Annotated in this window: 22 protein-coding genes; 21 read left to right on the top strand and 1 reads right to left on the bottom strand. The window is 64.5% G+C overall.

Translation table 11 applies throughout. From position 1 onward, the window contains the following. Positions 1 to 5 precede the first annotated feature (5 nt). From MHZ97_RS06515 to MHZ97_RS06445, 15 genes are all read left to right on the top strand, one after another. A complete protein-coding gene (locus tag MHZ97_RS06515; RefSeq protein WP_239314063.1) occupies positions 6 to 1,283 on the top strand; it encodes an FAD-binding oxidoreductase in 1,278 nt (425 codons plus the stop codon). A gap of 48 nt (positions 1,284 to 1,331) precedes the next feature. Beyond that, complete coding sequence (locus MHZ97_RS06510; protein WP_103796858.1) at positions 1,332 to 2,918, top strand: ABC transporter substrate-binding protein; 1,587 nt, start codon at positions 1,332 to 1,334, stop codon at positions 2,916 to 2,918. A gap of 24 nt (positions 2,919 to 2,942) precedes the next feature. Then, entirely contained in the window at positions 2,943 to 3,899 is a 957-nt protein-coding gene (locus tag MHZ97_RS06505) for an ABC transporter permease (protein ID WP_103796859.1), read from the top strand. Further along, positions 3,896 to 4,744, top strand: coding sequence for an ABC transporter permease (locus tag MHZ97_RS06500; protein ID WP_103796860.1), 849 nt, complete (start codon positions 3,896 to 3,898; stop codon positions 4,742 to 4,744). Before MHZ97_RS06505 ends, MHZ97_RS06500 begins: the two co-directional genes overlap by 4 nt. Continuing rightward, the gene (locus MHZ97_RS06495) at positions 4,741 to 6,405 is read left to right on the top strand and encodes an ABC transporter ATP-binding protein (RefSeq protein WP_239314065.1); all 1,665 of its coding nucleotides are present in this window, start codon (positions 4,741 to 4,743) and stop codon (positions 6,403 to 6,405) included. The genes MHZ97_RS06500 and MHZ97_RS06495 overlap by 4 nt, the downstream gene beginning before the upstream one ends. A 116-nt stretch (positions 6,406 to 6,521) precedes the next feature. After that, positions 6,522 to 7,853, top strand: coding sequence for an FAD-binding oxidoreductase (locus MHZ97_RS06490; protein ID WP_103796862.1), 1,332 nt, complete (start codon positions 6,522 to 6,524; stop codon positions 7,851 to 7,853). A gap of 10 nt (positions 7,854 to 7,863) precedes the next feature. Beyond that, positions 7,864 to 8,712 (top strand): GNAT family N-acetyltransferase, encoded by an 849-nt coding sequence (locus MHZ97_RS06485; RefSeq protein WP_239314067.1) that lies wholly within the window; start codon positions 7,864 to 7,866, stop codon positions 8,710 to 8,712. Then, a complete protein-coding gene (locus MHZ97_RS06480) occupies positions 8,712 to 9,638 on the top strand; it encodes a glyoxylate/hydroxypyruvate reductase A (RefSeq protein ID WP_239314069.1) in 927 nt (308 codons plus the stop codon). Before MHZ97_RS06485 ends, MHZ97_RS06480 begins: the two co-directional genes overlap by 1 nt. A gap of 176 nt (positions 9,639 to 9,814) precedes the next feature. Next, entirely contained in the window at positions 9,815 to 11,131 is a 1,317-nt protein-coding gene (gene gabT / locus MHZ97_RS06475) for a 4-aminobutyrate--2-oxoglutarate transaminase (RefSeq protein WP_103796865.1), read from the top strand. A gap of 141 nt (positions 11,132 to 11,272) precedes the next feature. Next, positions 11,273 to 11,785, top strand: coding sequence for an Lrp/AsnC family transcriptional regulator (locus MHZ97_RS06470; protein WP_033749932.1), 513 nt, complete (start codon positions 11,273 to 11,275; stop codon positions 11,783 to 11,785). A 409-nt stretch (positions 11,786 to 12,194) separates the two neighbouring features. Next, the gene (locus MHZ97_RS06465; protein WP_103796866.1) at positions 12,195 to 12,641 is read left to right on the top strand and encodes a GNAT family N-acetyltransferase; all 447 of its coding nucleotides are present in this window, start codon (positions 12,195 to 12,197) and stop codon (positions 12,639 to 12,641) included. 16 nt (positions 12,642 to 12,657) lie between these two features. Next, positions 12,658 to 14,709, top strand: a complete 2,052-nt coding sequence (locus MHZ97_RS06460; protein WP_239314071.1) for a hydantoinase/oxoprolinase family protein — start codon at positions 12,658 to 12,660, stop codon at positions 14,707 to 14,709. A gap of 2 nt (positions 14,710 to 14,711) precedes the next feature. After that, positions 14,712 to 16,673 carry a hydantoinase B/oxoprolinase family protein gene (locus MHZ97_RS06455; protein WP_239314072.1) on the top strand — a complete coding sequence of 654 codons (1,962 nt, stop codon included), beginning with the start codon at positions 14,712 to 14,714 and terminating at the stop codon, positions 16,671 to 16,673. Positions 16,674 to 16,729: 56 nt separating this feature from the next. Next, on the top strand, positions 16,730 to 18,508 hold the full coding sequence (locus MHZ97_RS06450) for a thiamine pyrophosphate-requiring protein (RefSeq protein WP_239314074.1): 1,779 nt from the start codon (positions 16,730 to 16,732) through the stop codon (positions 18,506 to 18,508). Between the two features lie 118 nt (positions 18,509 to 18,626). Then, a complete protein-coding gene (locus MHZ97_RS06445) occupies positions 18,627 to 19,469 on the top strand; it encodes an oxidoreductase (protein ID WP_103796869.1) in 843 nt (280 codons plus the stop codon). A gap of 37 nt (positions 19,470 to 19,506) precedes the next feature. Here the strand turns inward: MHZ97_RS06445 and MHZ97_RS06440 are convergent, their stop codons facing one another. Further along, positions 19,507 to 21,663, bottom strand: a complete 2,157-nt coding sequence (locus MHZ97_RS06440) for a bifunctional diguanylate cyclase/phosphodiesterase (protein ID WP_239314083.1) — start codon at positions 21,661 to 21,663, stop codon at positions 19,507 to 19,509. A gap of 318 nt (positions 21,664 to 21,981) precedes the next feature. Between MHZ97_RS06440 and phnF the strand changes: the two genes are divergently transcribed. Genes phnF through phnK form a run of 6 tightly spaced genes read left to right on the top strand, consistent with a single transcriptional unit; the run spans position 21,982 to position 26,384 of the window. Then, on the top strand, positions 21,982 to 22,695 hold the full coding sequence (phnF, locus tag MHZ97_RS06435; protein WP_239314085.1) for a phosphonate metabolism transcriptional regulator PhnF: 714 nt from the start codon (positions 21,982 to 21,984) through the stop codon (positions 22,693 to 22,695). After that, positions 22,695 to 23,141, top strand: a complete 447-nt coding sequence (phnG, locus tag MHZ97_RS06430; RefSeq protein ID WP_239314095.1) for a phosphonate C-P lyase system protein PhnG — start codon at positions 22,695 to 22,697, stop codon at positions 23,139 to 23,141. The genes phnF and phnG overlap by 1 nt, the downstream gene beginning before the upstream one ends. Further along, positions 23,141 to 23,716 (top strand): phosphonate C-P lyase system protein PhnH, encoded by a 576-nt coding sequence (gene phnH, locus MHZ97_RS06425; RefSeq protein ID WP_239314100.1) that lies wholly within the window; start codon positions 23,141 to 23,143, stop codon positions 23,714 to 23,716. The genes phnG and phnH overlap by 1 nt, the downstream gene beginning before the upstream one ends. After that, the gene (locus MHZ97_RS06420) at positions 23,716 to 24,792 is read left to right on the top strand and encodes a carbon-phosphorus lyase complex subunit PhnI (protein WP_239314101.1); all 1,077 of its coding nucleotides are present in this window, start codon (positions 23,716 to 23,718) and stop codon (positions 24,790 to 24,792) included. Before phnH ends, MHZ97_RS06420 begins: the two co-directional genes overlap by 1 nt. After that, positions 24,785 to 25,633, top strand: a complete 849-nt coding sequence (locus tag MHZ97_RS06415; protein WP_239314102.1) for an alpha-D-ribose 1-methylphosphonate 5-phosphate C-P-lyase PhnJ — start codon at positions 24,785 to 24,787, stop codon at positions 25,631 to 25,633. The genes MHZ97_RS06420 and MHZ97_RS06415 overlap by 8 nt, the downstream gene beginning before the upstream one ends. Beyond that, positions 25,623 to 26,384 carry a phosphonate C-P lyase system protein PhnK gene (gene phnK / locus MHZ97_RS06410; RefSeq protein WP_239314103.1) on the top strand — a complete coding sequence of 254 codons (762 nt, stop codon included), beginning with the start codon at positions 25,623 to 25,625 and terminating at the stop codon, positions 26,382 to 26,384. Before MHZ97_RS06415 ends, phnK begins: the two co-directional genes overlap by 11 nt. Positions 26,385 to 26,387 lie beyond the last annotated feature (3 nt).

The raw sequence follows: 26,387 nt of genomic DNA, 5'->3' as shown, positions 1-26,387 counted from the left end.
GCGCGATGAAACTCGAATCGTTCTGGCAGGCGACCGCGCCCTCGTTTCACGGCGCGGCGGAAAGGGCACTGCCGTCGCACGCCGACGTGGTGGTGATCGGCGGCGGCTTTACCGGCGTCTCGGCGGCGCTGAGCCTGGCGCGCAGCGGCCTTGACGTGGTGCTGCTGGAGGGCGGCGACATGATGAGCCAGGCCTCGGCGCGCAACGGCGGCCACTGCAATACCGGGGTGGCACAGAACTTCGCCTCGCTGGTAGCGAGCCAGGGCATCGAGAAAGCCACGCGCTTCTACCGCGCCTACGACGACGCGGTAAGCTACGTCGAACAGCTGGTGCGCGACGAGCGGATCGACTGCGATTTCCGCCTGTGCGGCAAGCTCAAGCTCGCCAGCAAGGCGTCCCATTTCGCCGGGCTGCGCGAGGCCTGGGCGCTGATGCGTCGCACCGTCGATCCGGAGATTGAGCTGCTCGACCAGACGGCGATCCGCCGCGAAGTGAACAGCGACGCCTTTCACGGCGGGCTGCTGCAAAAGCGCGGCGGCCAGATGCATATGGGCAAGTTCGGCATTGGGCTGGCGGAAGCGGCGGCGCGCAGCGGGGCGAAGATTTTCCCGCACCACGCCGTGACCGGCCTGACCCGCCTTGACGGCTATCGCCACCGCGTGCAGACCGCCAGAGGAGAGATCCTCGCCGACAAGGTGCTGATGGCGACCGGCTGCTCCAACGTCGGCCCTTTTCGCTGGTTCCAGCGGCGCATCGTGCCGGTGGGCAGCTTTATCGTGGTGACGGAGCCGCTGGGCGACGCGTTAATCCGCCAGGTGCTGCCGCAGGATCGCACCTACGTCACCTCACTCAACCTCGGCAACTACTTTCGCACCACCGCCGACCGTCGGCTGGTGTTCGGCGGCCGCGCGCGCTTCGCGGTCAGCAATCCCACCTCTGATTCACGCAGCGGTGAAATTCTACAGGCCACGCTGGCCAGCCTCTTTCCGCCGCTGGCGCAGGCGCGCATCGACTACTGCTGGGGCGGCATGGTGGATATGTCCGCCGATCGGCTGCCGCATGCGGGCGAGCATGACGGCCTGTTCTACTCCATGGGCTACAGCGGTCACGGCACACAGATGTCGGTGTGGATGGGGGCGGTAATGGCCGATCTCATCGCGGAAAAAAGCAACCGCAATCCCTGGCAGCGCGACGCCTGGCCCGCACTGCCGGGCTATCACGGCAAGCCGTGGTTTTTGCCGCTGGCCGGACTCTATTACAAAGCCAAAGATCGTTTCTCTTGATGCTTGCATTCCAGGGGCTGAACCTTAACGCTTATTGAGGGTACGCAGATGAGTAAAAATGATAATAACGCGCTGACGCGCATGCTGACCGAAGGCACGCTGTCACGCCGCGGCCTGATGAAAATGCTCTCCGCCGGGGCGGTGATGAGCAGCGGCATTATCGGTTTTCCGCAGCTGGGCTTCGCCGCGGAAACGCCGGTAAAAGGCGGCAAAATCCGCGCCGCGATGTCTAACGCCTCCGCCACCGATACCCTTGACCCCGCCAAAGCCAACAACAGCGGCGATTACACCCGTCAGTACATGTTCTACAACGGCCTGACCGAGCTGGATAAGGATCTGAAAGCGCTGCCCGCGCTGGCCGCCTCCCTTGACTCCAGCGACGGCGTCACCTGGCAGATTAAGCTGCGCAGCGGCGTCACCTTCCACGACGGCAAGCCGCTGACCGCGAAAGATGTGGTCTATTCGCTCAGCCGCCATAAAGACGCGGCGGTCGCCTCAAACGCCTTTAAAATTGCCGAGCAGTTTAAAACCCTTAGCGCCGTCAATGATAACGAAGTACAGCTGGTGCTGAGCCAGGCAAACTTCGATCTGCCCTATATCCTCGCCGCGCCGCCGTTTTTGATCGTGCAGGACGGCACCAAAGCGTTCAACAAAGGCATCGGCACCGGGCCTTACGTCTGCAAGGAGTTTACCCCGGGCGTGCGCACGGTCGGCAGCAAAAATCCCAACTACTTTAAGCCGGGCCTGCCGCACCTCGACGAGGTGGAACTGCTGGGCGTCACCGACCAGGCGGCGCGCGTCAACGCGCTGATGTCGGGCGATCTGCATATCGTCTCGACCCTGAGCGCCAGCGACTGCAAGCGCATCAAGGCGACCAGCGATTTCGGAGTGCTGGAGAGCAAATCGGGCATGTATACCAACCTGATCGTGCGCACCGATATCAAGCCCGGCAGCAACGAAGATTTCGTGCTGGCGATGAAATACCTGCAGCCGCGCGAGATGCTGGTGAAAACCGTGCTGCAGGGCTACGGCGACGTCAGCAACGATACGCCGGTGCCGCCGTGGCATCCGCTCTACAACGCCGAACTGAAGCCACGCCCGCTCGACGTCGAAAAGGCGAAATTTCACATCGAAAAGGCGGGCATGAAGGGGGCGACGGTGGAGATCGTCACCACGCCCAATATCGAAGGCGCGGTCGAGGGGGGCCAGCTGATCCAGCAGGTGGCGCGCAATGCCGGCATCACTATCAAGGTGCGCCGCGTGCCCTATGACGGCTACTGGTCAACGCACTGGACCAAAGATCCGGTGGGCTACGGCTCCATCAACCCGCGCCCGACGCTCGATATGCTCTTTTCGCAGTTCTACCTTTCCGGCGCGCCCAATAACGAGTCGGGCTGGAAAAACGCCCAGTTCGATCAGCTGGTGGTGGCGGCGCGCGGCGAGCGCGAGCAGGCGAAGCGCAAGCAGATGTACGGGGATATGCAGAAGCTAATCTACGACCACTGCGGCACCATTATCCCGACCTTTATCAGCTCCACCGACGGCTACAGCAAAAAGGTGAAGGGCGTTGAAGCCTGGCCCTCCGGCATGATGATGGGCTACCGCTTCCACGAATTTGCCTGGCTGTCCGCTTAACCCTTTCGACGCTGGAGATCGCCGATGAACCGATACATGATGTTCCTGATCGCCCGACGCACCGGCGCCGGCATCCTGACCTTGCTTATCGTCTCGGCGGTGGTGTTCTTTATCACCAGCCTGCTGCCGGGCGACGCGGCGCAGATGATCCTGGGGCAAAACGCCACGCCGGAGACGGTGGCGGCGCTGCGCGCACAGCTCGGGCTGGATCAGCCGCTGCTGCTGCGCTACTTCAGCTGGCTGGGCGGCATGCTGCAGGGCGACTTCGGCACCTCGTTCGCCAGCCACCTGCCGGTGATGCAGCTGGTGGCGCAGCGCATTCCCGCCACCTTTGAGCTGGCGGCGATCACCACGCTAATCTGCGTGCCGCTGGCGCTGCTGACTGGCATTACGGCGGCCATGACGCGCGGTTCGCTGCTGGATCGCCTGCTGGTGGTTACCACCATGGCGACGGTGGCGGTGCCGGAGTTCCTGGTGGCGACGGTGGCGGTGCTGATCTTTGCCGTGAAGCTGCACTGGGTGTCGGCCATGTCCTTCGGCTCGCCAAATATGGATCTGGTCAGCTATCTGAAGGCCTACGCGCTGCCGGTGCTGACGCTCTGCTGCGTGCTGGTGGCGCAGATGGCGCGTATGTCGCGCGCCGCCATTATTGACCAGCTCGACAGCCCCTACCTGGAGATGGCGCTGCTGAAGGGGGTCTCACCGCTGCGCGCCGTGCTGCGCCACGCTCTGCCTAACGCGGTCGGCCCGATTGCCAACGCCATCTCGCTCAGCCTCGCCTACCTGTTCGGCGGCGTGATTATTATCGAAACCATCTTTAGCTACCCCGGCCTCGCCAGCCAGCTGGTGGATGCGGTCAGCAACCGCGATCTGCCGGTGGTGCAGTTCTGCGTGATGCTGTTTGCGGGCTGCTATCTGGTGCTGCTGCTGCTGGCTGACGTGCTGACTATCGCCTTCAACCCGAAATGGAGAAGCGCATGAATACCTTACTTCCGGTTCGTTTCTTTCAGTCGCTCTCTGTCTCAGGACGGCTGGGGTTGACGCTGTCGATTTTCTGGCTGCTGATGGCTATTTTTGGCAGCCAGCTGGCGCCGCACAACGTCGAAGATATCGGCGGCGGCCCGCTGTTCGGCGGATTTACCGCCGACAACTGGCTCGGTACCGACGCGCTTGGGCGCGATATCCTTAGCCGCATTCTCTACGGCGCGAAGTTCTCTATCGGCCTGGCGCTGGGCGCAGCGATCGGGGCCAGCCTGGTCGGCACGCTGCTGGCGCTGCTGGCGGCGGTGACCGGCCGCTGGCTGGAGGAGCTGCTGGGCCGCATCAACGACGCCATGCTGGTGCTGCCGGGCAAGGTGCTGTCGCTGATGATCGTGGCGGTGTTTGGCTCCTCGCTGCCGATGCTGCTGGTGACGGCGATCTTTACCTTCTGGCCGGGGGCGTTCCGCATCGCGTTTGCGATGGCGGGCAGCCTGCGCAATATGGATTACGTGCGCGCCTCGCGGCTGCGCGGCGAAAGCCGCTGGTATATCGCTATTCACGACATCCTGCCCAATATGGTTCATCCGATGCTGGCGGACTTCGGCCTGCGCTTCGTCTATATCGTGCTGCTGCTGAGCGGCCTGAGCTTTCTCGGCCTCGGCGTGCAGCCGCCCTATGCCGACTGGGGTACGCTGGTGCGCGAAAATATGCAGGGGCTGTTTGACGGCTCGCCAGCGGTGCTGATGCCGGCGCTGGCCATCGCCAGCCTGACTATCGGCGCCAACCTGTTTATCGACAGCCTGCAACAGATGCGCCCGCTGATGCTGGCGAAGGAGGGCGTATGAACGTTATGCCGCATACCGCAATGCCGGTGATCTCGGTAGAAAATCTGCGCGTCACGGCGCAAAGCGACAAGGGCGACGCCGTCGATCTGGTGTCAGATATCCGCTTTACCGTGCAGAAAGGGGAAGTGCTCGCCCTGATTGGCGAGTCGGGCTCGGGAAAAACCACCATTGCGATGGCGCTGATGGGCTATGCGCGCCACGGCTGCCGCATCGCCGAGGGTAATATTCACGTGGCGGGCGTTGACGTCAACAGCCTCAGCCCGCAGCAGCTGCGCGAATTTCGCGGCAACAAAGTCGCCTATATCGCCCAGAGCGCGGCGGCGTCGTTCAACCCCGGCATGAAAATTATCGATCAGGTGATCGAGCCGGTGGTGATCCACGGCATCATGTCGCGCAAGGCGGCGAAAGCCAAGGCGGTGGCGCTGTTCCGCGAGCTGGCGCTGCCCAGTCCCGACACCATCGGCGACCGCTGGCCGCATCAGGTCTCTGGCGGGCAGCTGCAGCGTCTGATGACCGCGATGGCGCTGATTGGCGATCCCGACGTGGTGATCCTCGACGAGCCAACCACGGCGCTCGACGTCACCACCCAGGTGGAAGTGCTGAAGGCCTTTCGTCGCGTCGTGGCGCAGCGCGGTGTCACCGCCATCTACGTCAGTCACGATCTGGCGGTGGTGGCGCAGATGGCGGACCGCATTCTGGTGCTGCTGCGCGGTCAGATCGCCGAGTACGGCACTACCGAACGGCTGATTGGCGCGCCGCAGGCGGACTACACCCGCCTGCTGATGGATGCGGCGCGGCAGCAGGAGCGTCCCAGCCCGTGGCGCGGGGAGAGCGGCGAGCGGCAGCCGCTGCTGGAGGTGCGCGACCTCAGCGCCGGCTACGGCCCGCGCGGCCGTGACGGCCAGCCGAAGATCCCCATTCTGCAGGATATCAACCTCAGACTGTGGAAAGGGCAGGCGATCGGCATTATCGGCGAGTCGGGATCGGGTAAAACAACCCTGGCGCACGCCATCGCCGGACTTAACGCCCCCAGCCACGGCCATATGCTGTTTAACGGCCACTATATCGCGGGGGATATGCACAAGCGGCCTGACAACGAGCTGCGCCGCATTCAGTATGTGTTTCAGATGGCGGACACCGCGCTTAATCCGGCGCACAGCGTTGAGCGCATCCTGTCGCGGCCGCTGGCGCTGTTCCACGGCCTGCGCGGCCAGGCGCTGACCCAGCGGCTGCACCAGCTGCTCGATCTGGTGAAGCTGCCGCGCAGCGTGCTGTGGCGGCGCCCCTGGGCGCTCTCGGGCGGGCAGAAGCAGCGCGTCAACCTGGCGCGCGCACTGGCGGCAGAGCCCGATCTGATCCTGTGCGATGAAGTGACCTCGGCGCTCGACACGGTGGTTGCCGCGGCGGTGCTCGATCTTATCAGCGAGCTGCGGCGCGAGCTGGGGCTGTCGGTGCTGTTTATCAGCCACGATATGCACGCGGTGCGGGCGGTGTGCGACAACATCGTGGTGATGAAGTCGGGGCGCATCGTCACCCAGCTGGCGCGTGAAGATTACGACAAGCCGACCAGCGAACTCTATTTCGAGCGCCTGAAGCGCGCGGTGCCGGAGCTGCGGCAGGGGTGGCTGGATGAGCACGAAGAGATTTTAAAGGCGGAATAGGGCTATCTTGCTGGCCATATTGTCCCCGGGCAGTGCGCTGGCCGTGAACAATCTGGCTGCGCAGATAACGCTCTGAAAGGTTGGCTTTTCACTGCAAAAAAAGAGGTATCAACGCTATGCCCGCTCCACTCCGCTATGTACAGGACAGCGCCGATTTTCCCGACGCCGTCGATGTGGTGATTATTGGCGCCGGTATTGCTGGCGCCGCTGCCGCCTGGGAGCTGACCAAAAAAGGGCTGAAGGTGGCGCTGCTGGAGAAGGGACTGGTCGGCGCTGAACAGTCGAGCCGCAACTGGGGCTGGTGCCGCCAGCAGAACCGCGACGAGCGCGAGCTGCCGCTGATCATCCACGCGCTGCAGCGCTGGGGCGAACTGGGTGAGGAGACCGGCGAAGAGCTGGGCTTCCGCCGCAGCGGGCTGATCTACGCGACGCGCAGCGAGGCGGACATCGCCGCGTGGGAGCGCTGGAACCGCATGGCGAAGCATTATGGGGTGCAGAGCGAGATCCTGACGGCGCATCGGGCGAAGGCGATGACGCCCGGCAGCACCACGCGCTGGCTCGGGGGCGTTTCGTCGCCTGACGACGGCCATGCCGAGCCGCGCCTGGCCGCGCCGGGTCTGGCGATCGCCGCCCAGCGCCTTGGCGCGCGGCTGTTTCAGCAGTGCGCGGTGCGCGGACTGGATATTGCCGCCGGTCGCGTCAGCGGCGTCTGGACTGAGCGCGGCTTAATCAAAACCAGCCGGGTGATCTGCGCGGCGGGGGCGTGGACCTCGATGTTCTGCCGCCGCCACGGCATCGATCTGCCGATCGGCAACGTTATCGGCACCGCGTTTCGCACCCGGCCCATTGCGCAGGCGATTGCGGTGCCGCTCTATACCCCAGGCTTTGCCTGCCGCCCGCAGCTCGACGGCAGCTATACCGTCTCCGTCTCCGGACGCGGCCGACTGGAGCCGGGTGCGCAGGGCATCCGCTACGCGCGTCAGTTTTATCCCACCTTCAAAAGCCGCCGTAAAAATCTGCGCCTGAACCTCGGCATGAAACCTTTTTTCCACGGCCCGGAAGCGCTCGGCGGCTGGGCCTTTGACCGTGAATCGCCTTTTGAGCGCGCGCGCATTCTCGATCCCGCTGCCGACGCGGCGACCGTGCAGGCCGGGCTGGATGCGATGCGCAACGAATACCCGGCGCTGGCGGGCCTTAAGCTGGCGCAGGCCTGGGGCGGCATGATCGACAGCACCCCCGATGCGATCCCGGTTATCTCCACCGTGGCGCAGCTGCCGGGCCTGGTGCTGTCGGCAGGCTACAGCGCGCACGGCTTCGGCATCGGGCCGGGCGCGGGGCGGCTGGCGGCCGATCTCGCCGCCGACGACGCGCCGATCGTCGACCCGACACCTTATCGCTATAGCCGTCTGGTTGACGGCAGCGCACTTGAAACGCCTGGCATGATGTAAGGAGCAACGCATGACCCCCATTTTTCGCGCCATGAAGGCGCACGATATTGAATCCTGCTACGTCATGACGCAGCAGCTGAACTGGCCGCACCGCCGCGAAGACTGGCAGCAGGCGCTGGCGCTGGGCGAAGGCGTAGTGATTGAGGAGCAGGGCAAACTGCTCGGCAGCGCTGTTCTCTGGCGCTGGGGCGAACGCGCCGCCACCATCGGGCTGGTGATTGTCAATAACCAGCAGCAGGGGCGCGGCCTGGGCAAACAGCTGATGCTGACCCTGCTGGAGAAAGTGCCCGACTATAACGTGCGGCTGCACGCCACCGAGATGGGCAAGGGGCTGTATGAAAAGCTCGGCTTTGTCACCACCGGCGAGATTTTGCAGCACCAGACGCGGGCGCTGGCGGCGGTGCCGCCGGTAGTGATGCCGGCGGGCGTAACGCTGCGCCGGGCGCAGGCGCAGGATGTGGCGACCCTGACCGCGCTCGACCAGCAGGCGCACGGCATGCTGCGGTCGCCGCTGATTGCGCATCTCGTCAGCGAGCATCAGACCGTGCTGCTGGAGGATACCCGCGGCACGCTTCACGGCTTCGCCAGCCTGCGCCGCTTCGGCCACGGCTGGGCGATCGGCCCGGTCATCGCGCAGGATTTCCCGGCCGCACAGGCGCTGGTCGCCTCGCTGATGCAGGGGCTGCGCGGCGAATTTGTGCGTATCGACACCGACGCCGCGCTGCCGCTGGCCGGCTGGCTCGCCACGCTGGGGCTGGCGCAGGTGGATAACCCGACCACCATGGTGCGCGGCACGCCCTGGACGGTGCCAGCGGGCGGCATGCAGGCATTTGGCCTGATGACGCAGGCGATGGCCTGATGCAGATCCTCTATAAATCGGACCCCCAACGCGGCGCGCTGTGGCAGCAGTGGCTGGCGCAGCACGCGCCCGATATCCAGCTGCATCTCTGGCCGGAGACCGGCGATCCGCAGGCGATTGAGATAGCGATCGTCTGGCAGCCGCCGGAAAAGCTGACAGAGACCTTTCCCAACCTGAAGGCGCTGCTGTCGGTGGGGGCGGGGGCGGATCAGTTCGATCTTGCCGCCTTGCCGCCCGATCTGCCGGTGGTGCGCATGATTGAGCCGGGCCTGACGCAGGGCATGGTGGAGTACGTTACCTTTGCGGTGCTCGGCATTCATCGCGATATGCCGCGCTACCTGCAACAGCAGCGCGCCGCGCAGTGGCAGGCGCACAGCGTCAGGCCCGCCGCGACGCGCCGCGTCGGCGTAATGGGGCTGGGCGAGCTGGGGCAGGCGGCGCTGCGCCAGCTGGTCTCGCTCGGCTTTGACTGCGCAGGCTGGAGCCGCACGCCGCGCCAGCTCGACGGCGTGCAGTGCTTTCACGGCGCAGCGCAGATGGGCGCCTTTCTGGCGCGCAGCGACATTCTGGTCTGTCTGCTGCCGCTGACCGCAGAGACGCGCGGCCTGCTTAACCGCGACCTGTTTGCGCAGCTGCCGCCGCGAGCGGCGCTGGTGCAGGCGGGACGCGGCGCGCAGCTTAACTCACAGGATCTGCTGGCGGCGCTTGACGGCGGCCAGCTCGCGGCGGCGGTGATCGACGTGACCGATCCTGAACCGCTGCCGCCGTCCCATCCTTTCTGGCGTCATCCAGCTATCTGGCTGACGCCGCATATCGCCAGCCAGACGCAAAACGAAAGCGCCGTCGCCGCGCTGCTGGAAAACCTGCGTCGCTACCAGCGCGGCGAGCCGATGGTCGGCCTTATCGACCGCGCGCGAGGCTACTGATGCGCCTCGGCTTGCGGGCCTCTGGGGCGTGGCGTGCGCTGCGTTAAGAAATTTCCCTGCTGAAAGGGCACTGATTTTAACAGGATATGCCGCCGCACACCCTACAACGGCAGCATGCGAAACCCGCCGGTTGCGATACTTGAGCCAACCGAACGTTACGTGGATGAGGTATAAAAATGCAGAATGTCATGGCCGAACAACAGACCTATTCCGACAACAGTTTGCTGCTGGACGCGCGCGAGCAGAATGTGCCGCGCGGCGTGGTGACCGCCCATCCGCTGGTGATTGAGCGCGCCAGAGGCAGCGAAGTCTGGGACGTCGAGGGGAACCGCTATCTCGACTTCGTCGGCGGCATCGGCGTGCTCAACGTCGGGCACAACCATCCGGCGGTGGTGAATGCGGTGACGCGCCAGCTGGGCCTGGTGTCGCACGCCTGTTTTCAGGTGGTGGCCTATCCGGGCTATATCGAGCTGGCGCAGCGTCTTAACCGGCTGGTGGGCGGCGGCGAAGCGTACAAAAGCGTCTTCTTTACCAGCGGCGCGGAAGCGGTAGAGAACGCCATTAAAATTGCCCGCTCGCATACCAGCCGCTCTGGCGTTATCGCCTTTGACGGCGCCTTTCACGGCCGTACGCTGCTGGGCGTGACGCTGACCGGCATGAGCCAGCCCTATAAGCAGAATTTTGGTCCTTTCCCGGCGGATATCTACCGCCTGCCGTTCCCCAATCCGCTGCATGGCGTCACCGAAGTGGACTGCCTGAAGGCGCTGGATCAGCTCTTTGCGGTGCAGATCGCGCCGGAGCGCGTGGCGGCGATCATTATCGAGCCGGTGCAGGGCGACGGCGGCTTCCTGCCGGCCGGCCCGGCGTTTATGCAGGCGCTGCGCCGCATTACCGAGCAGCACGGCATCGTGCTGATCTGCGATGAGGTGCAGAGCGGCTTTGGCCGTACCGGCAAGATGTTCGCCTTCCAGCACTTCAACATCAAACCCGATCTGGTCACGGTGGCGAAAAGCCTGGGCGGCGGTTTGCCTATTTCTGGCGTGGTGGGCAAGGCGGCGATAATGGACGCGCCGACGCCCGGCGGGCTGGGCGGCACCTACGGCGGCAACGCGCTGGGCTGCGCGGCGGCGCTGGCGGTGCTCGATTTGCTGGAGCACGACAACCTGCTGGCGCGCGCTAACCAGCTTGGCGAGCAGCTGCTGGCGCGGCTGCAGCTGCTGGCGGAGAAATATGCCTGCATCGGCGACGTGCGCGGCCTCGGCTTTATGCTGGCGGTGGAGATCCTCGATTTTGAAACCGGCAGGCCGGACGCCGCGCTGACGCAGAAGATCCTCGACAGCGCCTGCCAGGAGGGACTGCTGCTGATCAAGTGCGGCGTTCAGCGCAATGTGGTGCGCTTCCTGGCGCCGCTGGTAACGACCGATTCACAGCTGGAGGAGGCGCTGCACATTTTCGATATTGCGCTGGCGCGCGCCACAGGCCGGCTGGGCTGAAACCCGCTTCCTCATTGATATTGCTGGAATAATTATAATTTTTCCTGATGGATAACGCGCACGTTAACGCTGGCGCTGGCGGCGCAAAGCGTGTTATACCATCAGCACGTCCTGCACAATTGGTTAACAATGAGGGGTGGTATGAACGGCTTAATGAAACTTGACCGCATCGATATCAACATCCTGGTGCAACTGCAAAAAGATGGCCGTATCAGCAACGTTAATCTCGCCGATGCCGTGGGACTTTCGCCCAGCCCCTGCCTGCAGCGCGTCAAGCGCCTTGAGCAGGCTGGCTTTATCACCGGCTATGAAGCCCATATCAATCTCACCAAAATAACCGATTCGGTCACGGTCTTTACCGAAGTGACGCTCTCCGGCCATCGCCGCGAAGATTTTATGAAGTTCGAGAGCGCGCTGCGCGATGTCGACGAGCTGATGGAGTGCCACCTGATTACCGGCGGCTACGACTATCTGCTGCGCTTTATCACCCGCAGCATTGAGCACTACCAGGAAGTCATTGAGAAGATGCTGGATGCGCAGATCGGCATCGATAAATACTTCAGCTATATCGTGATTAAGTCGCCGGTAATGAAGAGCAGCGTGCCGCTGCGCTCGCTGATTACCCGGCAGAATGACGTGCTGGGCGCGCTCTAGTTTCTGCCGCACTGAGCCTTTTACAGTCTGCTTTATCAACGCGGGCGAGCAAGGGAAGGGCGTGAAAACAGCGCAGGATAAAAACGTTCTGTTCCACCCGTCAGGCAGTTAACCGGTCATTGGGAAGAGCAGACATTTCATCGCGGCGCGAAGAGACGGGCACGCTTACCACGCGGATATCGCGGCTTATGGACGAGCGATTGCCTCTGCCTGCGGCTTTAAAAGATCATCCGCCTGTTCCGCCCCGCTATGGGGCTTTTTTATGGCCGCAGCCAGCCCCTTTCACACAGCATAACATTTCTTTTCCGCCCTTTTTTCAACGCATTTAACGGGTTCGCCGCGCCTCTTCAGCCGCGTCGGCTGAAGAGGCGCGCTTACTATAAATCGATGCCGCCACAAGGAGTTATTTATGACCGCACTGATTATCGCCGACCATCTCTGGCAGCGCGACGACTTTACCCTTTCTACCAAACGGACGCGGCTGGATATGGACTGGGTCCACTTCCAGCTGGCCGAGCGATCCTACTGGGCGAAAGGGCAGGCGCGCGCCACCACCGAGCGGGCCGTGGCGGCCTCGCTGCCGTTTGGGCTCTATCACATTGATGCGCAGATCGGCTTTGCGCGGCTGATTACCGACTACACCCGCTTCGGCTGGCTGTGCGACGTCATTATCGACGAGGCGTGGCGCGGGCATGGCCTGGGCAGCTGGCTGGCAGGCTGCGTGCGCGAGCATCCGGAGCTTGCCACGGTGCGGCGCTGGATGCTTTCAACAAACGATGCTCATCAGCTCTATCAGCGGCTTGGCTGGCGCGTGGTGCAGGAGCCGCACAAGCTGATGGAATTCCCTCTTTCCTGACCCCGGAGTGACACAGATGCGTTACCGCGTTGGCGTGGACATTGGCGGATCCTTTACCGATTTCGCCGTGCTGGATCGGCAAACCAACCAGATCCATACCCTGAAAGTGCTGTCGCGGCCCGATGCGCCCGGCAGTGAAATCCTGACCGGGCTGGCGCAGCTCGCCGCGCGCGACGGCGTCGATCCCGCTCAGATCGGCTACTTTACCCACGGCACCACGGTCGGCATCAACGCGGTGATCCAGCGGCGCGGCGTGCGGCTGGCGCTGTTTGCCACCGAAGGCTTCTGCGACGTGCTGGAGCTGGCGCGGCTGAAAATTCCCCATATTCACGATCTCTTTTCCCGTCGGCCCACGCCGCTGATTAGCCGCGACCGCGTCTTCGCCATCCGCGAGCGCACCGACCGCGACGGCAAGGTGCTGCAGTCGGTGGATCGCCAGAGCGTGCTGGCGGCTATCGCGGGCGCACGCGCGGCGCGCTGTGAGGGCATCGTGGTGGCGCTGCTGCACAGCTACCGCAACCGGCACAATGAGGCGGCGGTAAAGGCGATCGTTGAGGAGGTCGCGCCCGAGCTGCTGACCTCCTGCTCGGCCGACATCTGGCCCGTTATCCGCGAATATGAGCGCACCATTACTGCCACTATCAACGCCTACGTGCAGCCAATGGTCATCAACTATCTGGAAAAGTTTGAAGGCGCGCTGCGTGATAAAGGCGTCACCACGCCGCCGCGCATGACCAAGTCCAACGGCGGCGTAATGGGCGTTGAGCAGGCGAAGCGCGAATGCGTGCAGATGGTGCTCTCCGGCACCGCCTCCGGGGTAATCGGCGCCAGCTATCTCGCCAGCGCCTGCGGCTTCGACCGCATCCTCAGCCTGGATATCGGCGGCACCAGCGCCGACGTGGCGGTGATTATTAACGGTGAGGTGGCGCAGGGCAACGGCGAGATCATCGGCGACTTTCCCGTTTATATCCCCTCGGTGGCGGTGACCTCCGTCGGGCAGGGGGGCGGGTCGCTGGCGTGGATCGACGAGCAGGGGGTGATGCAGATGGGGCCGGACAGCGCCGGCTCGCTGCCCGGCCCTGTCTGTTTCCAGCGCGGCGGCACTCAGCCGACCGCCACCGACGCCTTTGCCGCCTGCGGCATGATCGGCCACGGCGATCTCGGCTACCACGCCGTGCAGGTGGATGTTGCCGCCGCCCGCGCCGCCTGGCAGCCGCTGGCCGATCGCCTTGGCGTGTCGCCAGAGCAGACCGCTGAAGCCGCTATTGAACTGGCGATCTCCAGCATGTACGGCGATACCAGCGGCCTGCTGTCGCGCTTCGGCCTCGATCCGCGCGAGTTCTGGTTTCTCGCCTTCGGCGGTGCCGGTCCGATGATGGGCTGTTTTCTGGCGCGCGAACTCAATATGAAAGGCGTAATCGTGCCGCCGACGCCGGGCGTGCTCTCGGCGCTGGGCGGGCTGGTGGCGGATATCCGCAACGACTTTATCCGCACGCTTTATGGCGATCTTAACGCACAGCTGGCGGACCGGCTGGCCTCTGAAGCGGAGAGCCTGAGCCAGCGGGCGCAGGCCTGGCTGACGGCGGAGCACGGCGCGGCGATGCCGTTCAGGCTGCAGTTCAGCGCCGATATGCGCTATCGCGGCCAGTCATTTGAAGTTGACGTGCCGCTGGAGGCGGCGTGGCTGATGAGCGCCGACGTGGCGGCGCTGCATGCGGCCTTCGATCGCCAGCATCACCAGCTCTTTGGCCACAGCGACGCTGACGCGCCGGTGCAGCTTATCAATCTGCGGCTGGTCATTACCTCGCCCACGCCGAAACCGGTGCTGAATCGCCTCGCGCCCGCCACCGCGCCCGTGGCGGTGGTGAAACAGGTTCAGGCGTGGATAGAGGGCGCTTTTCATCAGGTCGATCTGGTGCTGCGCGCGACGCTGCGCCCCGGCCATCGGCTGCGCGGCCCGGTCATCGTGGCGCAGGATGACTGCACCACCTGCGTACCGCCGCGCATGCAGGTTGAGGTGGACAGCTTCGGCAATCTGTTAATTACCCCGCTGAACGAGGAGAAGTGATCGTGGCTATTGACGGACGTAACCTGCAAATTCTCGCCAACTACTGCGCGGCGGCGGCTGACGCGATGGCCTTTACCCTGATGCGCACCGCGCACTCCACCTTCGTCAAAGAGACCGAGGATTTCTCCTGCCAGATCGTCAGCCGCGAGGGGCTGGCGTTCGCCTCGCCGCGCAGCTTCGGCGCCCCCTGGTACAGCGGCATCGACTATGCGCCGGTGCTGGCGCTGATCGATCGCTATGACGAAGGGGACATCTGCATCACCAATGACGCCTACGCTGGCAACGTCGCCACCCATTCGCCGGATATCCATATCTGGAAGCCGGTGTTTCACGCCGGTGAAATCCTCTGCTTTGTGGTCGGCCATATTCATAACACCGATATTGGCGGCGCGGTGCCCGCCTCGCTGTCGCGATCCCTGACCGATATCGTGCAGGAGGGTATTCGCATCCCGCCGCTGAAGATCATGCGCAACGGCGAGCTCAACGAGGATGTGGCGCGCATTCTGCGGCTGAACGTGCGGGTGCCGGAGCAGAACTGGGGCGACTTTAAGGCGCAAATCGCCTCGGTGAATATCGGCGAGCGCAAAATCCATGAGATTGTCGCCCGCTTCGGCGCGGCCGATTTCCTGCAGGGCATCGAGGGGATACTCGACTACGCCGAACAGCAGGCGCGCGCCGCGATCCGCACCATTCCCGACGGCGACTACTTCTACGCCGACTACGCCGATGAAGATGGCGAAGGGGGCTATCCCTGTCGCATCGCCATTACGCTGCGGGTGCGCGGCGATACGCTGGAGCTTGACTATACCGGCAGCGATCCGCAGCTCGCCTCGTCGCTCAATATGCCGACCGGCGGCCGCGAGCGCCATCCGCTGGCGCTGGTTGGCGTCACTTACGTGCTCTCGACGCTCGATCGCAATCTGCTGCTCAATGCCGGAACGCTGCGCCCGACGCGCGCGATCCTGCCGCCGGGCACGGTAATGAACTGCGAAGCGCCCGCCGCCGTCGGCATGCGTTCCCTTACCTGCGCGCTGTCGCAAATCGCTACCGTCGGCGTCTTCTCTCTGGCGCTGCCGACGCGCCTGCCGGCTAACTCGCCGGGCGGCAACTCGATTATGAATATCCGCACGCTGGACGCGCGCAACCGCAGCGTGGTGGCCTCGCTCGGGCCGGTTGGCGGTGGCGCGGGCGGTACGCCGCGCCACGACGGACCGGACGGTTCGGGCGGATTGTCAGCCTTTCTGAAAAACACCCCGATTGAGATCAACGAGGCGGAAGTGCCGATTCGCTTCCTGCGCTACGGTCTCGCCGCCAACAGCGCCGGTGCCGGGCGCTATCGCGGCGGGCTGGCGACCGAAATGGCGTTTGAAATTTTTACCCCGGAGACCACCGTCACCGCGCGCAACCGCAACCGATCGGTGTTCGCCTCGGCAGGGGCGGCGGGCGGCTGCGCGGGTGCGCTCTCTTACTTTCGCACCCTGCGCGACGGCAAGGTGCTGGAGCACGGCAACCGCGACGTGATCCACTGCCAGCCGGGGGATGTGGTCGAGGTGCGCGGGCCGGGCGCGGGCGGCTACGGCCTGCCGTCGCAGCGCGACGTTAATGCGGTGCTCCAGGATGTGCGCTGCGGCTTTCTCAGCGCGGCGGCGGCGCGCGCGCAGTACGGGGTGGCGATAGCCAACGGCGAGGTGGATGAGGCGGCAACGGCGCGGCTGCGCGCCGCAATGCCGCAGCAGGTCGGGGCGCATTTTCATCACGGCACGGCGCGCCAGGCGTTTGAGGCGATCTGGACGCCGGAACGCTACCGGTTGCTCACCGCCTTTCTCGCCGACGCGCCGGTAAGCTGGCGCCATTTTCTGAAAACCCAGGTGTTTCGCGCCGTCGAGCAGGCAGGTGAAGCGGCGGATATGGCGCAAATATTCAGCGCCTTACGGCTGCGCTTTCCCGCATTAGCAGGCGAATAAGCCAGATTGTCGTCTACCCTTACTCTCTGACACGGATTTTCAAGGAGGCGACAACGATGAGCATGAAAACCAGCGATTTCTTTGTGCAGCGGCTGAAGGCCTGGGGCGTCACGCGGATTTACGGCTACCCCGGCGACGGCATCAACGGCGTGCTCGGCGCCATCCAGCGCGCCAATGAAAAGGGCGACGGCATTGAGTTTATTCAGGTGCGGCACGAAGAGATGGCCGCCTTTATGGCGGCTGGTCACGCCAAGTTCACCGGCGAGCTGGGGGTCTGCCTCTCCACCGGCGGCCCGGGCGCGACCCATCTGCTGACCGGCCTCTACGACGCCAAAATGGATCACGCGCCGGTGCTGGCGATTGCCGGTCAGGCGGAAGTGACGGCGCGCGGCGCCAGCTACCAGCAGGAGATGAACCTCGATCGCGTGTTTGCCGATGTGGCTAACTTCGTGCAGGAGGCGGCCGCGCCGGCGCAGGTGCGCCATCTGATTGACCGCGGCGTGCGCATCGCCAAAGCGCAAAATGGCGTGGCGGTAGTGATTGTGCCGAAAGATATTCAGGACGAACCCTGGGAAGCGCCAAAGCATCTGCACGGCTTTACCCACTCCGGCCCCGGCTATCAGCGTCCTAAAGTGGTGCCTTACGAGGCGGATTTGCAGCGCGCCGCTGAGGTGCTGAACGCCGGTAAAAAGGTCGCTATTCTGATCGGCGCAGGCGCGCGCGGCGCGGCGGTGGAAGTGGTGCAGACCGCCAACGTGCTGGCGGCGGGCGTCGCCAAAGCGCTGCTGGGTAAAGATGTGCTGCCGGACGACGCGCCGTTCGTTACCGGCTCTATCGGCCTGCTCGGCACCAAACCCTCGTGGGAGCTGATGCAGAACTGCGACACGCTGCTGATGATCGGCAGCGGCTTCCCCTGGACCGAGTTCCTGCCGAAAGAGGGCAAGGCGCGCGCGGTGCAGATCGATATCGACCCGGCGATGCTCGGCCTGCGTTACCCCTGTGAAGTGAACCTGCACGGCGACGCGGCGGAAACCCTGCGCGCGCTGCTGCCGCTGCTGGAGCACAAAGAGGACCGCAGCTGGCAGGAGGAGATCGCCGTGCAGGTGCGCGACTGGTGGAAGGTCATGGAAGATCGCGCCCATGCGCCCGCCAACCCGGTTAACCCGCAGCGCGTAGTGTGGGAGATGTCGCCGCAGCTGCCCGACAACGCCATCGTCACCTCTGACTCCGGCTCCTGCGCCAACTGGTTCGCGCGCGACTACCGCGTCAAGCAGGGGCAGCGCGCCACGCTGTCGGGCGGGCTCGCCTGCATGGGCGCGGCGGTGCCGTACGCTATCGCCGCCAAGTTCGCCCATCCCGACAGGCCGGTGGTGGCGCTGGTCGGCGACGGCGCGATGCAGATGAATAATATGGCCGAGCTGATCACCATTCAGAAATACTGGCAGCAGTGGAGCGATCCGCGCCTTATCGTCTGCGTCTTCAACAACCAGGATCTTAACCAGGTTACCTGGGAGCAGCGCGTCATGGAAGGCAATGCACGCTTTGAGGCGACGCAGCAGCTGCCGGACGTGCGCTACGCCCAGTTTGCCGAGTCGCTTGGCCTGCAGGGCATCTTTGTTGACAACCCGGATGAGCTGGAGGAGGCCTGGCGACGCGCGCTGAGCGCCGATCGTCCGGTGGTGCTGGAGGTGAAAACCGACCCGGAAGTGGCGCCGCTGCCGCCGCATATCACCTTTAAACAGGCAAAAGCCTTTATGAGCTCAATGGCGAAGGGCGATCGCGGCGCGGCGCAGATTATCAGCGACACCGCCAGCCAGCTGCTGCACAAAAAGTAACAGGCACGAAGGGTTAAGCGGCCCGGCTGCGGGCCGCTACTCTTATCCTCTCTCTTTCCCCAGGCCGTTCGCGTCGGGGTTCAGGCGATTCGCCATCACTCTCGTTCAGGAGTCACCCATGGCAACAGAAAACACTCCGGTGTGGTTTATTTCAGGATGTTCGACAGGTTTTGGTCGTGAGCTGGCGCAGCAGACCATCGCGCGCGGCTTTAATGTGGTGGTGACGGCGCGCGACACCGGGAAAGTGGCCGATCTGGTTGCGGGCCACAGCAACGCGCTGGCGGTGACGCTCGACGTCACCCGCATGGAGAGCATCGACAGCGCGGTCAGGGCAGCGCTGGAAAAATTCGGCACCATCGACGTGCTGGTGAATAACGCCGGCTACGGCTACCAGAGCTCGGTGGAAGAGGGCGAGGATCGGGCGATTCGCGACCAGTTTGACGCCAACGTCTTCGGCCTGTTTGCCCTGACGCGCGCGGTATTGCCGACCCTGCGCCAGCAGCGCCGCGGCCATATTATTAACATCACCTCGGTGGCGGGCTTTATCGGCTTTGCCAGCTCCGGCTACTACTCCGCCAGCAAGCACGCGGTCGAGGGCTGGTCCGACTCGCTGGCGCTGGAAACCGCGCCGCTCGGCATTCACGTTACCTGCGTCGAGCCGGGCCCGTTCCGCACCGACTGGGCTGGCCGCTCGCTGCATCAGACGCCCAGCAAACTGCCAGACTATGCGGAAACCGCGGCGGCGCGCATGAAGGCGACCGCTGAGAACAGCGGCACGCAGAAAGGCGATCCGGCGCGCGCGGCCCAGGCGATGATCGCCATAACCGAGCACGATAATCCGCCGCGCCATCTGGTTATGGGCGCGTGGGGCTATGATGCGGTCACGGCGAAGCTGAAAGAGCGTCTGGCGCAGATTGAAGCCTGGAAGCAGACCTCGGTGGAAACCGACTTTCCGGAATAAGTGAGGCTGCGCGCTGGCTGCCAGCGCGCACGCCGCTTTAGCGCATCCAGTCGCCCAGCCGTTCCAGCGGAACCGCCTTGCTGAAGAGATAGCCCTGCAGCTGATTGCAGCCCGCATCGGCCAGGGCGTTCATCTGTCCCGGCGTTTCCACCCCTTCCGCCGTCACCGTCAGCCCCATCGCATGTCCCAGCTTGACCACCGACTCAATAATCGCCACGGAATTCTCCGCCACGCCCAGCGACTGGGTAAAAGAGCGGTCGATCTTGATTTTGTCCACCGGGAAGGTGCTGAGGTAGTTAAGGCTGGAGTAGCCGGTGCCGAAGTCGTCCAGCGCGATGCGGAAGCCAGCCTCGCGCAGGGCGATAATAATGGCGCGCGCCTCATGCTCATCCTCAATCAGCACCCCTTCGGTGATCTCCAGCTCGATACGCTGCGGATCGCCGCCGCTTTCCCGCACGATCTCCACCATCCGCGCGACGAAGCCACTGGCGCGGAACTGCACCGGCGAGACGTTTACCGCCACCGTTAAATCGGCAAAGCGCTGCTGGGTCTGGCAGGCCTCGCGCAGCACCCACTCCCCCAGCGGAATAATCAGCCCGGTCTCTTCGGCGATAGCGATAAAATCGCCGGGCGGGATGGCGCCGCGCGTCGGATGATCCCAGCGCAGCAGCGCCTCGACGGCCACCATATTTTTGCCGTTGATATCCATCAGCGGCTGGTACCAGACCGCCAGACCCTTGAAGTTTTGCAGCGCAACGCGCAGGTCGGCGGCGATGCTCTGTCGCGTGCGGATCGACTCGTCCATCACCCGTTCAAACTGGCGATATTTGCCGCGCCCGCTGCTTTTCGCTTCATAGAGCGCGATGTCCGCTTTGCGCACCAGTTCCTGACGATCCACCCCATCTTTCGGCGCCAGCACCAGTCCAATGCTGGCGCCGCTCCACACCTCGCCGCCAAACAGCGGAAAGGGCTGGCTGAGCGCCTCGAGAATACGCTGCGCCAGCGCCTCGACCTGTCCGATATTGTCGACCTCCGGCATCACCACCAGAAATTCGTCACCGCCGATGCGCCCCACGGTATCGCAAGGGCGCATCAGGCTGGCGAGACGATGGGCGACGGCGATAATCAGCTCGTCGCCGGCGTGATGGCCGTAGGTGTCGTTGATATTTTTAAAGCGGTCGAGATCGATCAGCAGCAGCGCCACGCGCTGTTCGTGCCGCGTCGCCAGCGCCAGCGCCTGGGTCAGCCGATCCTCTACCAGCGCGCGGTTCGGCAGGCCGGTCAGCACGTCGTGAAAGGCCAGATGCAGCGCCTGCGCTTCGCTGGCGCCGAGCTTCAGCATCGACTGCGACAGCTTCAGGGAAGAGGTCCAGAGCCGCCACACCATATAGAGGCAGAGCAGCATCACCACCAGCACGGCGAGGCCGGTTGAGGGGCCGATGGTGCGCAGCATCTCCGCGCCGGGCCGCGCCGGGCTCCAGTTGATATAGCCGACGTCGCCGGCCGCTGGCGACTTCAGCATAAAGCGCGCCGGGGCGACGGGCGGCGCGCCGGGATCGGAGTAGTGCAGCCCCTTGAGCTGGCTGCGCTCCGCCAGGGCGGCAAGATAGCCGTCGTCGAGATACTTCAGGCTGACCAGCATAAAGCGCGGCGCGCTCTGCGCAGCATGGTGAATGGTGCCGATGGCCAGCGCCGCCACGCGGCCGTCGACGCGGGCGAGATCCACCGCCTCCTGCGGCGCGGCGCGCAGCAGCGCGCTGGTTAAAATCGTCTGCACGCCAGCATCGCGCGCCGGTTCGGGCAGCAGCGCGCCGTTGCGCCACGCCTGCACCGGCCGACGCCCCTCGTCCAGAACCATAATCAGCTGATGGCCGAACATCTCATAGAGCCAGCGGCCTACGTTGTCATCCAGCCAGTGCTGGTCGGGCTGAGCTGCGTCGAGATGCGTTTGCAGCGGTGTCCAGCGCGACAGGCTGTTTAGCTGGCGCTGATGTTCCGCCAGGCTCTGTGAAAAAGAGGCTTCAATCATTCGCTGCTGCTGCGCCAGCGCTTTCTGGTTGCTGATTGCGGTACTGAGAAACAGACCGGTTCCGGCCCCTGCCAGCGTCAGGAGCAGAATCGCCGCCAGCGGCAACAACACTTCACGAATAAAACTGCCGCGAAAGCCCGCGGAAAGTTTGGCGCTGTTAATCATTTTACCTGTTCACGTCGTCATCCTGTGTCAGTTAATAGCCTGGCAGAAATCCCTCAGCCTGCACGTCACAGGAGATGCAAGATTGTGACTGATTACGCACTAAAAAATACAGATGTGGATACGCAGGTCAAACCGTTCAGCAGCGTTAATTAATCGCCCCGCATTTCGCTGCCCCGTTGAGCGCCGCCGGGTGGAATTCATCGTCGCGTCACTGCACGGTCACCATCCTGTCATCTCTGCAGGTCAAGGTAGTGGCCAACACGCAGCCGGGCTGACCGCTGCGCTCCCCACTCAGTCAAGGTTGAGGATCTGTTCAAGATGGAGATATCCAGACATCCGACCACTGTTTACCAGGCCGTCGCCGCGCAGCTGGAGCAGGCGCTGCGCGAGAACTACCGCAGCGGCGACTATCTGCCTTCCGAACAACAGCTGGCCGAGCGCTATGAGGTCAACCGCCACACGCTGCGGCGCGCGGTAGACGAACTGGTCAACAAAGGTCTGCTGCAGCGCCGTCACGGCGTTGGCATCCTGGTGCTGATGCGCCCTTACGACTATCCGCTGCATGCGCAGGCGCGCTTTAGCCAGAACCTGATGGAGCAGGGCAGCCACCCCACCAGCGAGCGGCTGCTGGCGGTGCTGCGGCCGGCCAGCGCCGACGTCGCCAGCGCGCTGGGGGTGGCCGAGGGCGACAGCGTGATCCATCTGCGTACGCTGCGCCGGGTGAACGGCATGCCGGTCTGCGTGATTAACCACTTTCTGCCCGATCTGAACTGGTGGCCGGCGCTGCAGCGCTTCAGCAGCGGCTCGCTGCACGACTTTCTGCAGCAGCACGGCGGCCACCAGTTGACCCGCAGCCAGACCCGCATCAGCACGCGCCGCGCGCAGGCCAAAGAGTGCCGCCTGCTGGAGATCGCGCTGCACGCGCCGCTGCTCTGCGTGCGCACCCTGAACCGCACCCGCGACGGCGCGCTGGCGGAGTACTCCGTCAGCCTGACGCGCGGCGATATGATCGAACTGACCCTGGAGCACTGATGGAAAGCATAACCCAACGACAGCAGTGGCTGTCGGTACTGGCGCACAGCAGCGCGTCGGCGCTGGCGCAGCACTGGCAGGCGCTGCGCCTCTCGCCGCGCTTCTCGCTGATCCGTCCGGCGGAAATCGGCCTGACGCGGCTGATGGCGCGCATGGGCGCCAGCGGCAAGCGCTTTGTTATGGGCGACGCCACCGTGACGCGCGCCGTGGTGCAGCTGGAGGACGGCACGCTTGGCTACAGCTACGTGCTGGGCCGCGACAAGGGGCACGCCGAGCGCTGCGCCCTGATAGACGCGCTGCTGCAGCAGCCGCAGACCCACGCGCTGCTGACCGAAAAAGTGATAACGCCGCTGGCGGCCCTGCGCGAGGAGCAGCGCCAGCTGCGGGCGCGCGAGATCGCCAGCTCGAAAGTAGATTTCTTTACGCTGGTTCGCGGAGATAACTGATGACTTTACTGGCTAGTTTTAACCATCCGGTGGCCGATGCGCAGCGCGCCTTCCGCCGCATCCTGAAAGCGATGAGCGAGCCGGGCGTGATGGTCTCGCTGCCGCTGGCGCAGGGCTGGGGCGCGCTGTCACCCGCCGCGACCGCGGTGCTGCTGACGCTGGTGGATCAGGAGAGTCCGCTGTGGATCGATCCGCAGGTCGATAACGCCATCCTGCGCAGCAACCTGCGCTTCCATACCGGTGCGCCGCTGAGCGAGAGTCGCGACGCCCCGTTTGCGCTGAGCCATGCCGCCAGCAGCCCCCGCCCGGCGGCGTTCGCCGCAGGGGACAACCTGGCGCCGGAAAAGAGCACCACGCTGATTATTGAGGTGCCGTCGCTTAACGGCGGGCTGACGCTGCGCCTCTCCGGGCCGGGCCTGCGCGAGACGCGCGCTATCGCGCCACAGCTGCCGGAGAGCGTGCTGGACTATCTGCGCAACCGTCCGCATCCCTTTCCGCAGGGGGTCGATCTCATCTTCACCTGCGGCGAAGCGATGATGGCGCTGCCGCGCACCACCCGCGTGGAGGTGTGCTGATGTACGTAGCCGTTAAAGGAGGCGAGAAGGCGATTGCCAATGCCCATCAGCTGCAGGCGGACCTGCGGCGCGGCGCGCGCGAGGTGGCGGAGCTGGGCTGCGACCAGGTGGCGCAGCAGCTTGGCCTGGCGGTCGACCGCGTGATGACCGAGGGCGGCATCTACGATCCCGAGCTAGCGGCGCTGGCGATCAAGCAGGCGAGCGGCGACCTGGTGGAGGCGATTTTCCTGCTGCGCGCCTACCGCACCACGCTGCCGCGCCTCGCCGACAGCGCACCGCTGGCGACCGGCGACATGCGCCTCGAGCGCCGCATCTCCGCCGTCTATAAAGATCTGCCTGGCGGCCAGGTGCTGGGCCCGACCTGTGACTACAGCCACCGCCTGCTCGACTTTACGCTGCTGGCCAACGGCGACGCCCCGGCCGCGCCGCGCGCCGACGAGGCGCTGGCCGCGCGCTGTCCCCATATGTTCACCATGATGAGCGATGAAGGGCTGGCGGCGCGGGAAACTGACGACGGCAGCGAGCCGGTGGATATCACCCGCGAACCGATGGGCTTCCCGGCGTCGCGCGCGGCGCGCCTGCAGCAGCTGGTGCGCGGCGATGAAGGCTTTCTGCTGGCGCTTGGCTACTCGACCCAGCGCGGCTACGGCCGCACCCATCCCTTCGCCGGGGAGATCCGCACCGGCTACCTCAGCGTCAGCATCTGTCCGGAAGAGCTCGATTTCGAGCTGGAGATCGGCGAAGTGCTGCTGACCGAATGTGAAATGGTCAACGGCTTCACCACCCAGGGCAGAGAGGCGCCGCACTTTACCCGCGGCTACGGGCTGGTATTTGGCCGCGCCGAGCGTAAGGCGATGGCGATGGCGCTGGTGGATCGCGCGCTGCAAACCCGCGAGCACGACGAGCGCGTCACCAGCCCGGCGCAGGACGAGGAGTTTGTGCTGGCGCACGCCGATAACGTCGAGGCCGCCGGCTTCGTCTCTCACCTTAAACTGCCGCACTACGTCGATTTTCAGGCGGAGCTGGCGCTGCTGAAGCGCCTGCGTCAGGAGCACGAGGAGCGCAATCATGGCTGAACTGAGCGGCTATAACCCCGGCTATCTCGACGAGCAGACCAAGCGCACCATCCGCCGCGCCATCCTGAAAGCGGTGGCGATCCCCGGCTATCAGGTGCCGTTCGCCGGACGGGAGATGCCGATGCCCTACGGCTGGGGCACCGGCGGCATTCAGATCACCGCCAGCGTTATCGGCGACGCCGACGTGCTGAAGGTGATCGATCAGGGCGCGGACGACACCACCAACGCGGTGTCGATCCGCCGTTTCTTTCAGCGCGTCAGCGGCGCGGCGACCACCGAGCGCACCACCGACGCCACCCTGATCCAGACGCGCCACCGCATCCCGGAGACGCCGCTGGCGGAGGATCAGATCCTGATTTTCCAGGTGCCGATCCCTGAACCGCTGCGCTTTATTGAGCCGCGCGAAACGGAAACCCGCACCATGCACGCGCTGGAGGAGTATGGCGTGATGCAGGTGAAGCTCTATGAAGATATCGCGCGCTACGGCCATATCGCCACCACCTACGCCTATCCGGTCAAGGTTAACGATCGCTACGTGATGGACCCGTCGCCGATCCCGAAATTCGATAACCCGAAGATGCATATGATGCCCGCGCTGCAGCTGTTCGGCGCAGGCCGTGAAAAGCGTATCTATGCGCTGCCGCCCTATACCAAAGTCGAGAGCCTCGACTTCGAGGACCACCCCTTTACCGTGCAGCAGTGGGAGGAGCCCTGCGCCCTGTGCGGTTCGCGCCACAGCTATCTCGACGAAGTGGTGATGGATGATCGGGGCACGCGTCTTTTTGTCTGCTCCGACACCGACTTTTGCCATCAGCAGCAGGAACAGCAACATGCACAGTGAACAGCCGCTGCTTGCGGTTAATAACCTGACGCACCTCTACGCGCCGGGCAAAGGCTTCGAAGCCGTGAGTTTCGATCTCTATCCCGGCGAAGTGCTGGGCATCGTCGGCGAGTCCGGCTCCGGCAAAACCACGCTGCTGCGCAGCCTCTCCGCGCGCCTGACGCCGCAGCAGGGCAGCATTCTCTACCGCCAGCGCGACCTCTACGCACTGTCGGAGAGCGATCGCCGCCGCCTGCTGCGGACCGAATGGGGCGTGGTGCATCAGCACCCCCTTGACGGGCTGCGCCCCCAGGTCACCGCGGGCGGCAATATCGGCGAGCGGCTGATGGCGGTAGGCAACCGCCACTACGGCGATATCCGCGCCCAGGCGGGCCGCTGGCTGCAGGAGGTGGAGATCGCCGCCAGCCGCATCGACGATCTGCCCACCACCTTTTCCGGCGGCATGCAGCAGCGCCTGCAGATCGCCCGCAACTTGGTTACCCAGCCGAAGCTGGTGTTTATGGACGAGCCGGCCGGCGGGCTGGACGTGTCGGTGCAGGCGCGCCTGCTCGATCTGCTGCGCACCCTGGTGCGCGAGCTGAATCTGGCGGTGATTATTGTCACCCACGATCTCGGCGTGGCGCGCCTGCTGGCGCACCGGCTGCTGGTGATGAAGCAGGGCCGCGTGGTGGAGAGCGGCCTGACCGACCGCGTGCTGGACGATCCTCACCATCCCTATACCCAGCTGCTGGTTTCATCGGTGCTCAACTAATGA

Source organism: Pantoea sp. ACRSC (assembly GCF_022346785.1).
Classification (GTDB): domain Bacteria; phylum Pseudomonadota; class Gammaproteobacteria; order Enterobacterales; family Enterobacteriaceae; genus Pantoea; species Pantoea alvi.
The sequence above is the reverse complement of the archived record's forward strand: the minus strand, read 5'-3'. Positions and strand labels throughout refer to the sequence as shown.

Bases quoted from the DNA above. Each gene is read 5' to 3' on its own strand.
- MHZ97_RS06495 (WP_239314065.1), top strand. From the start codon at position 4,741: ATGAACGTTATGCCGCATACCGCAATGCCGGTGATCTCGGTAGAAAAT.
- MHZ97_RS06415 (WP_239314102.1), top strand. From the start codon at position 24,785: ATGGCTGAACTGAGCGGCTATAACCCCGGCTATCTCGACGAGCAGACC.
- phnK (WP_239314103.1), top strand. From the start codon at position 25,623: ATGCACAGTGAACAGCCGCTGCTTGCGGTTAATAACCTGACGCACCTC.
- gabT (WP_103796865.1), top strand. From the start codon at position 9,815: ATGCAGAATGTCATGGCCGAACAACAGACCTATTCCGACAACAGTTTG.
- MHZ97_RS06500 (WP_103796860.1), top strand. From the start codon at position 3,896: ATGAATACCTTACTTCCGGTTCGTTTCTTTCAGTCGCTCTCTGTCTCA.
- MHZ97_RS06485 (WP_239314067.1), top strand. From the start codon at position 7,864: ATGACCCCCATTTTTCGCGCCATGAAGGCGCACGATATTGAATCCTGC.
- MHZ97_RS06480 (WP_239314069.1), top strand. From the start codon at position 8,712: ATGCAGATCCTCTATAAATCGGACCCCCAACGCGGCGCGCTGTGGCAG.
- MHZ97_RS06440 (WP_239314083.1), bottom strand. From the start codon at position 21,663: ATGATTAACAGCGCCAAACTTTCCGCGGGCTTTCGCGGCAGTTTTATT.
- phnG (WP_239314095.1), top strand. From the start codon at position 22,695: ATGGAAAGCATAACCCAACGACAGCAGTGGCTGTCGGTACTGGCGCAC.
- phnH (WP_239314100.1), top strand. From the start codon at position 23,141: ATGACTTTACTGGCTAGTTTTAACCATCCGGTGGCCGATGCGCAGCGC.
- phnF (WP_239314085.1), top strand. From the start codon at position 21,982: ATGGAGATATCCAGACATCCGACCACTGTTTACCAGGCCGTCGCCGCG.
- MHZ97_RS06470 (WP_033749932.1), top strand. From the start codon at position 11,273: ATGAACGGCTTAATGAAACTTGACCGCATCGATATCAACATCCTGGTG.
- MHZ97_RS06460 (WP_239314071.1), top strand. From the start codon at position 12,658: ATGCGTTACCGCGTTGGCGTGGACATTGGCGGATCCTTTACCGATTTC.
- MHZ97_RS06450 (WP_239314074.1), top strand. From the start codon at position 16,730: ATGAGCATGAAAACCAGCGATTTCTTTGTGCAGCGGCTGAAGGCCTGG.
- MHZ97_RS06465 (WP_103796866.1), top strand. From the start codon at position 12,195: ATGACCGCACTGATTATCGCCGACCATCTCTGGCAGCGCGACGACTTT.
- MHZ97_RS06515 (WP_239314063.1), top strand. From the start codon at position 6: ATGAAACTCGAATCGTTCTGGCAGGCGACCGCGCCCTCGTTTCACGGC.
- MHZ97_RS06420 (WP_239314101.1), top strand. From the start codon at position 23,716: ATGTACGTAGCCGTTAAAGGAGGCGAGAAGGCGATTGCCAATGCCCAT.
- MHZ97_RS06505 (WP_103796859.1), top strand. From the start codon at position 2,943: ATGAACCGATACATGATGTTCCTGATCGCCCGACGCACCGGCGCCGGC.
- MHZ97_RS06490 (WP_103796862.1), top strand. From the start codon at position 6,522: ATGCCCGCTCCACTCCGCTATGTACAGGACAGCGCCGATTTTCCCGAC.
- MHZ97_RS06510 (WP_103796858.1), top strand. From the start codon at position 1,332: ATGAGTAAAAATGATAATAACGCGCTGACGCGCATGCTGACCGAAGGC.
- MHZ97_RS06445 (WP_103796869.1), top strand. From the start codon at position 18,627: ATGGCAACAGAAAACACTCCGGTGTGGTTTATTTCAGGATGTTCGACA.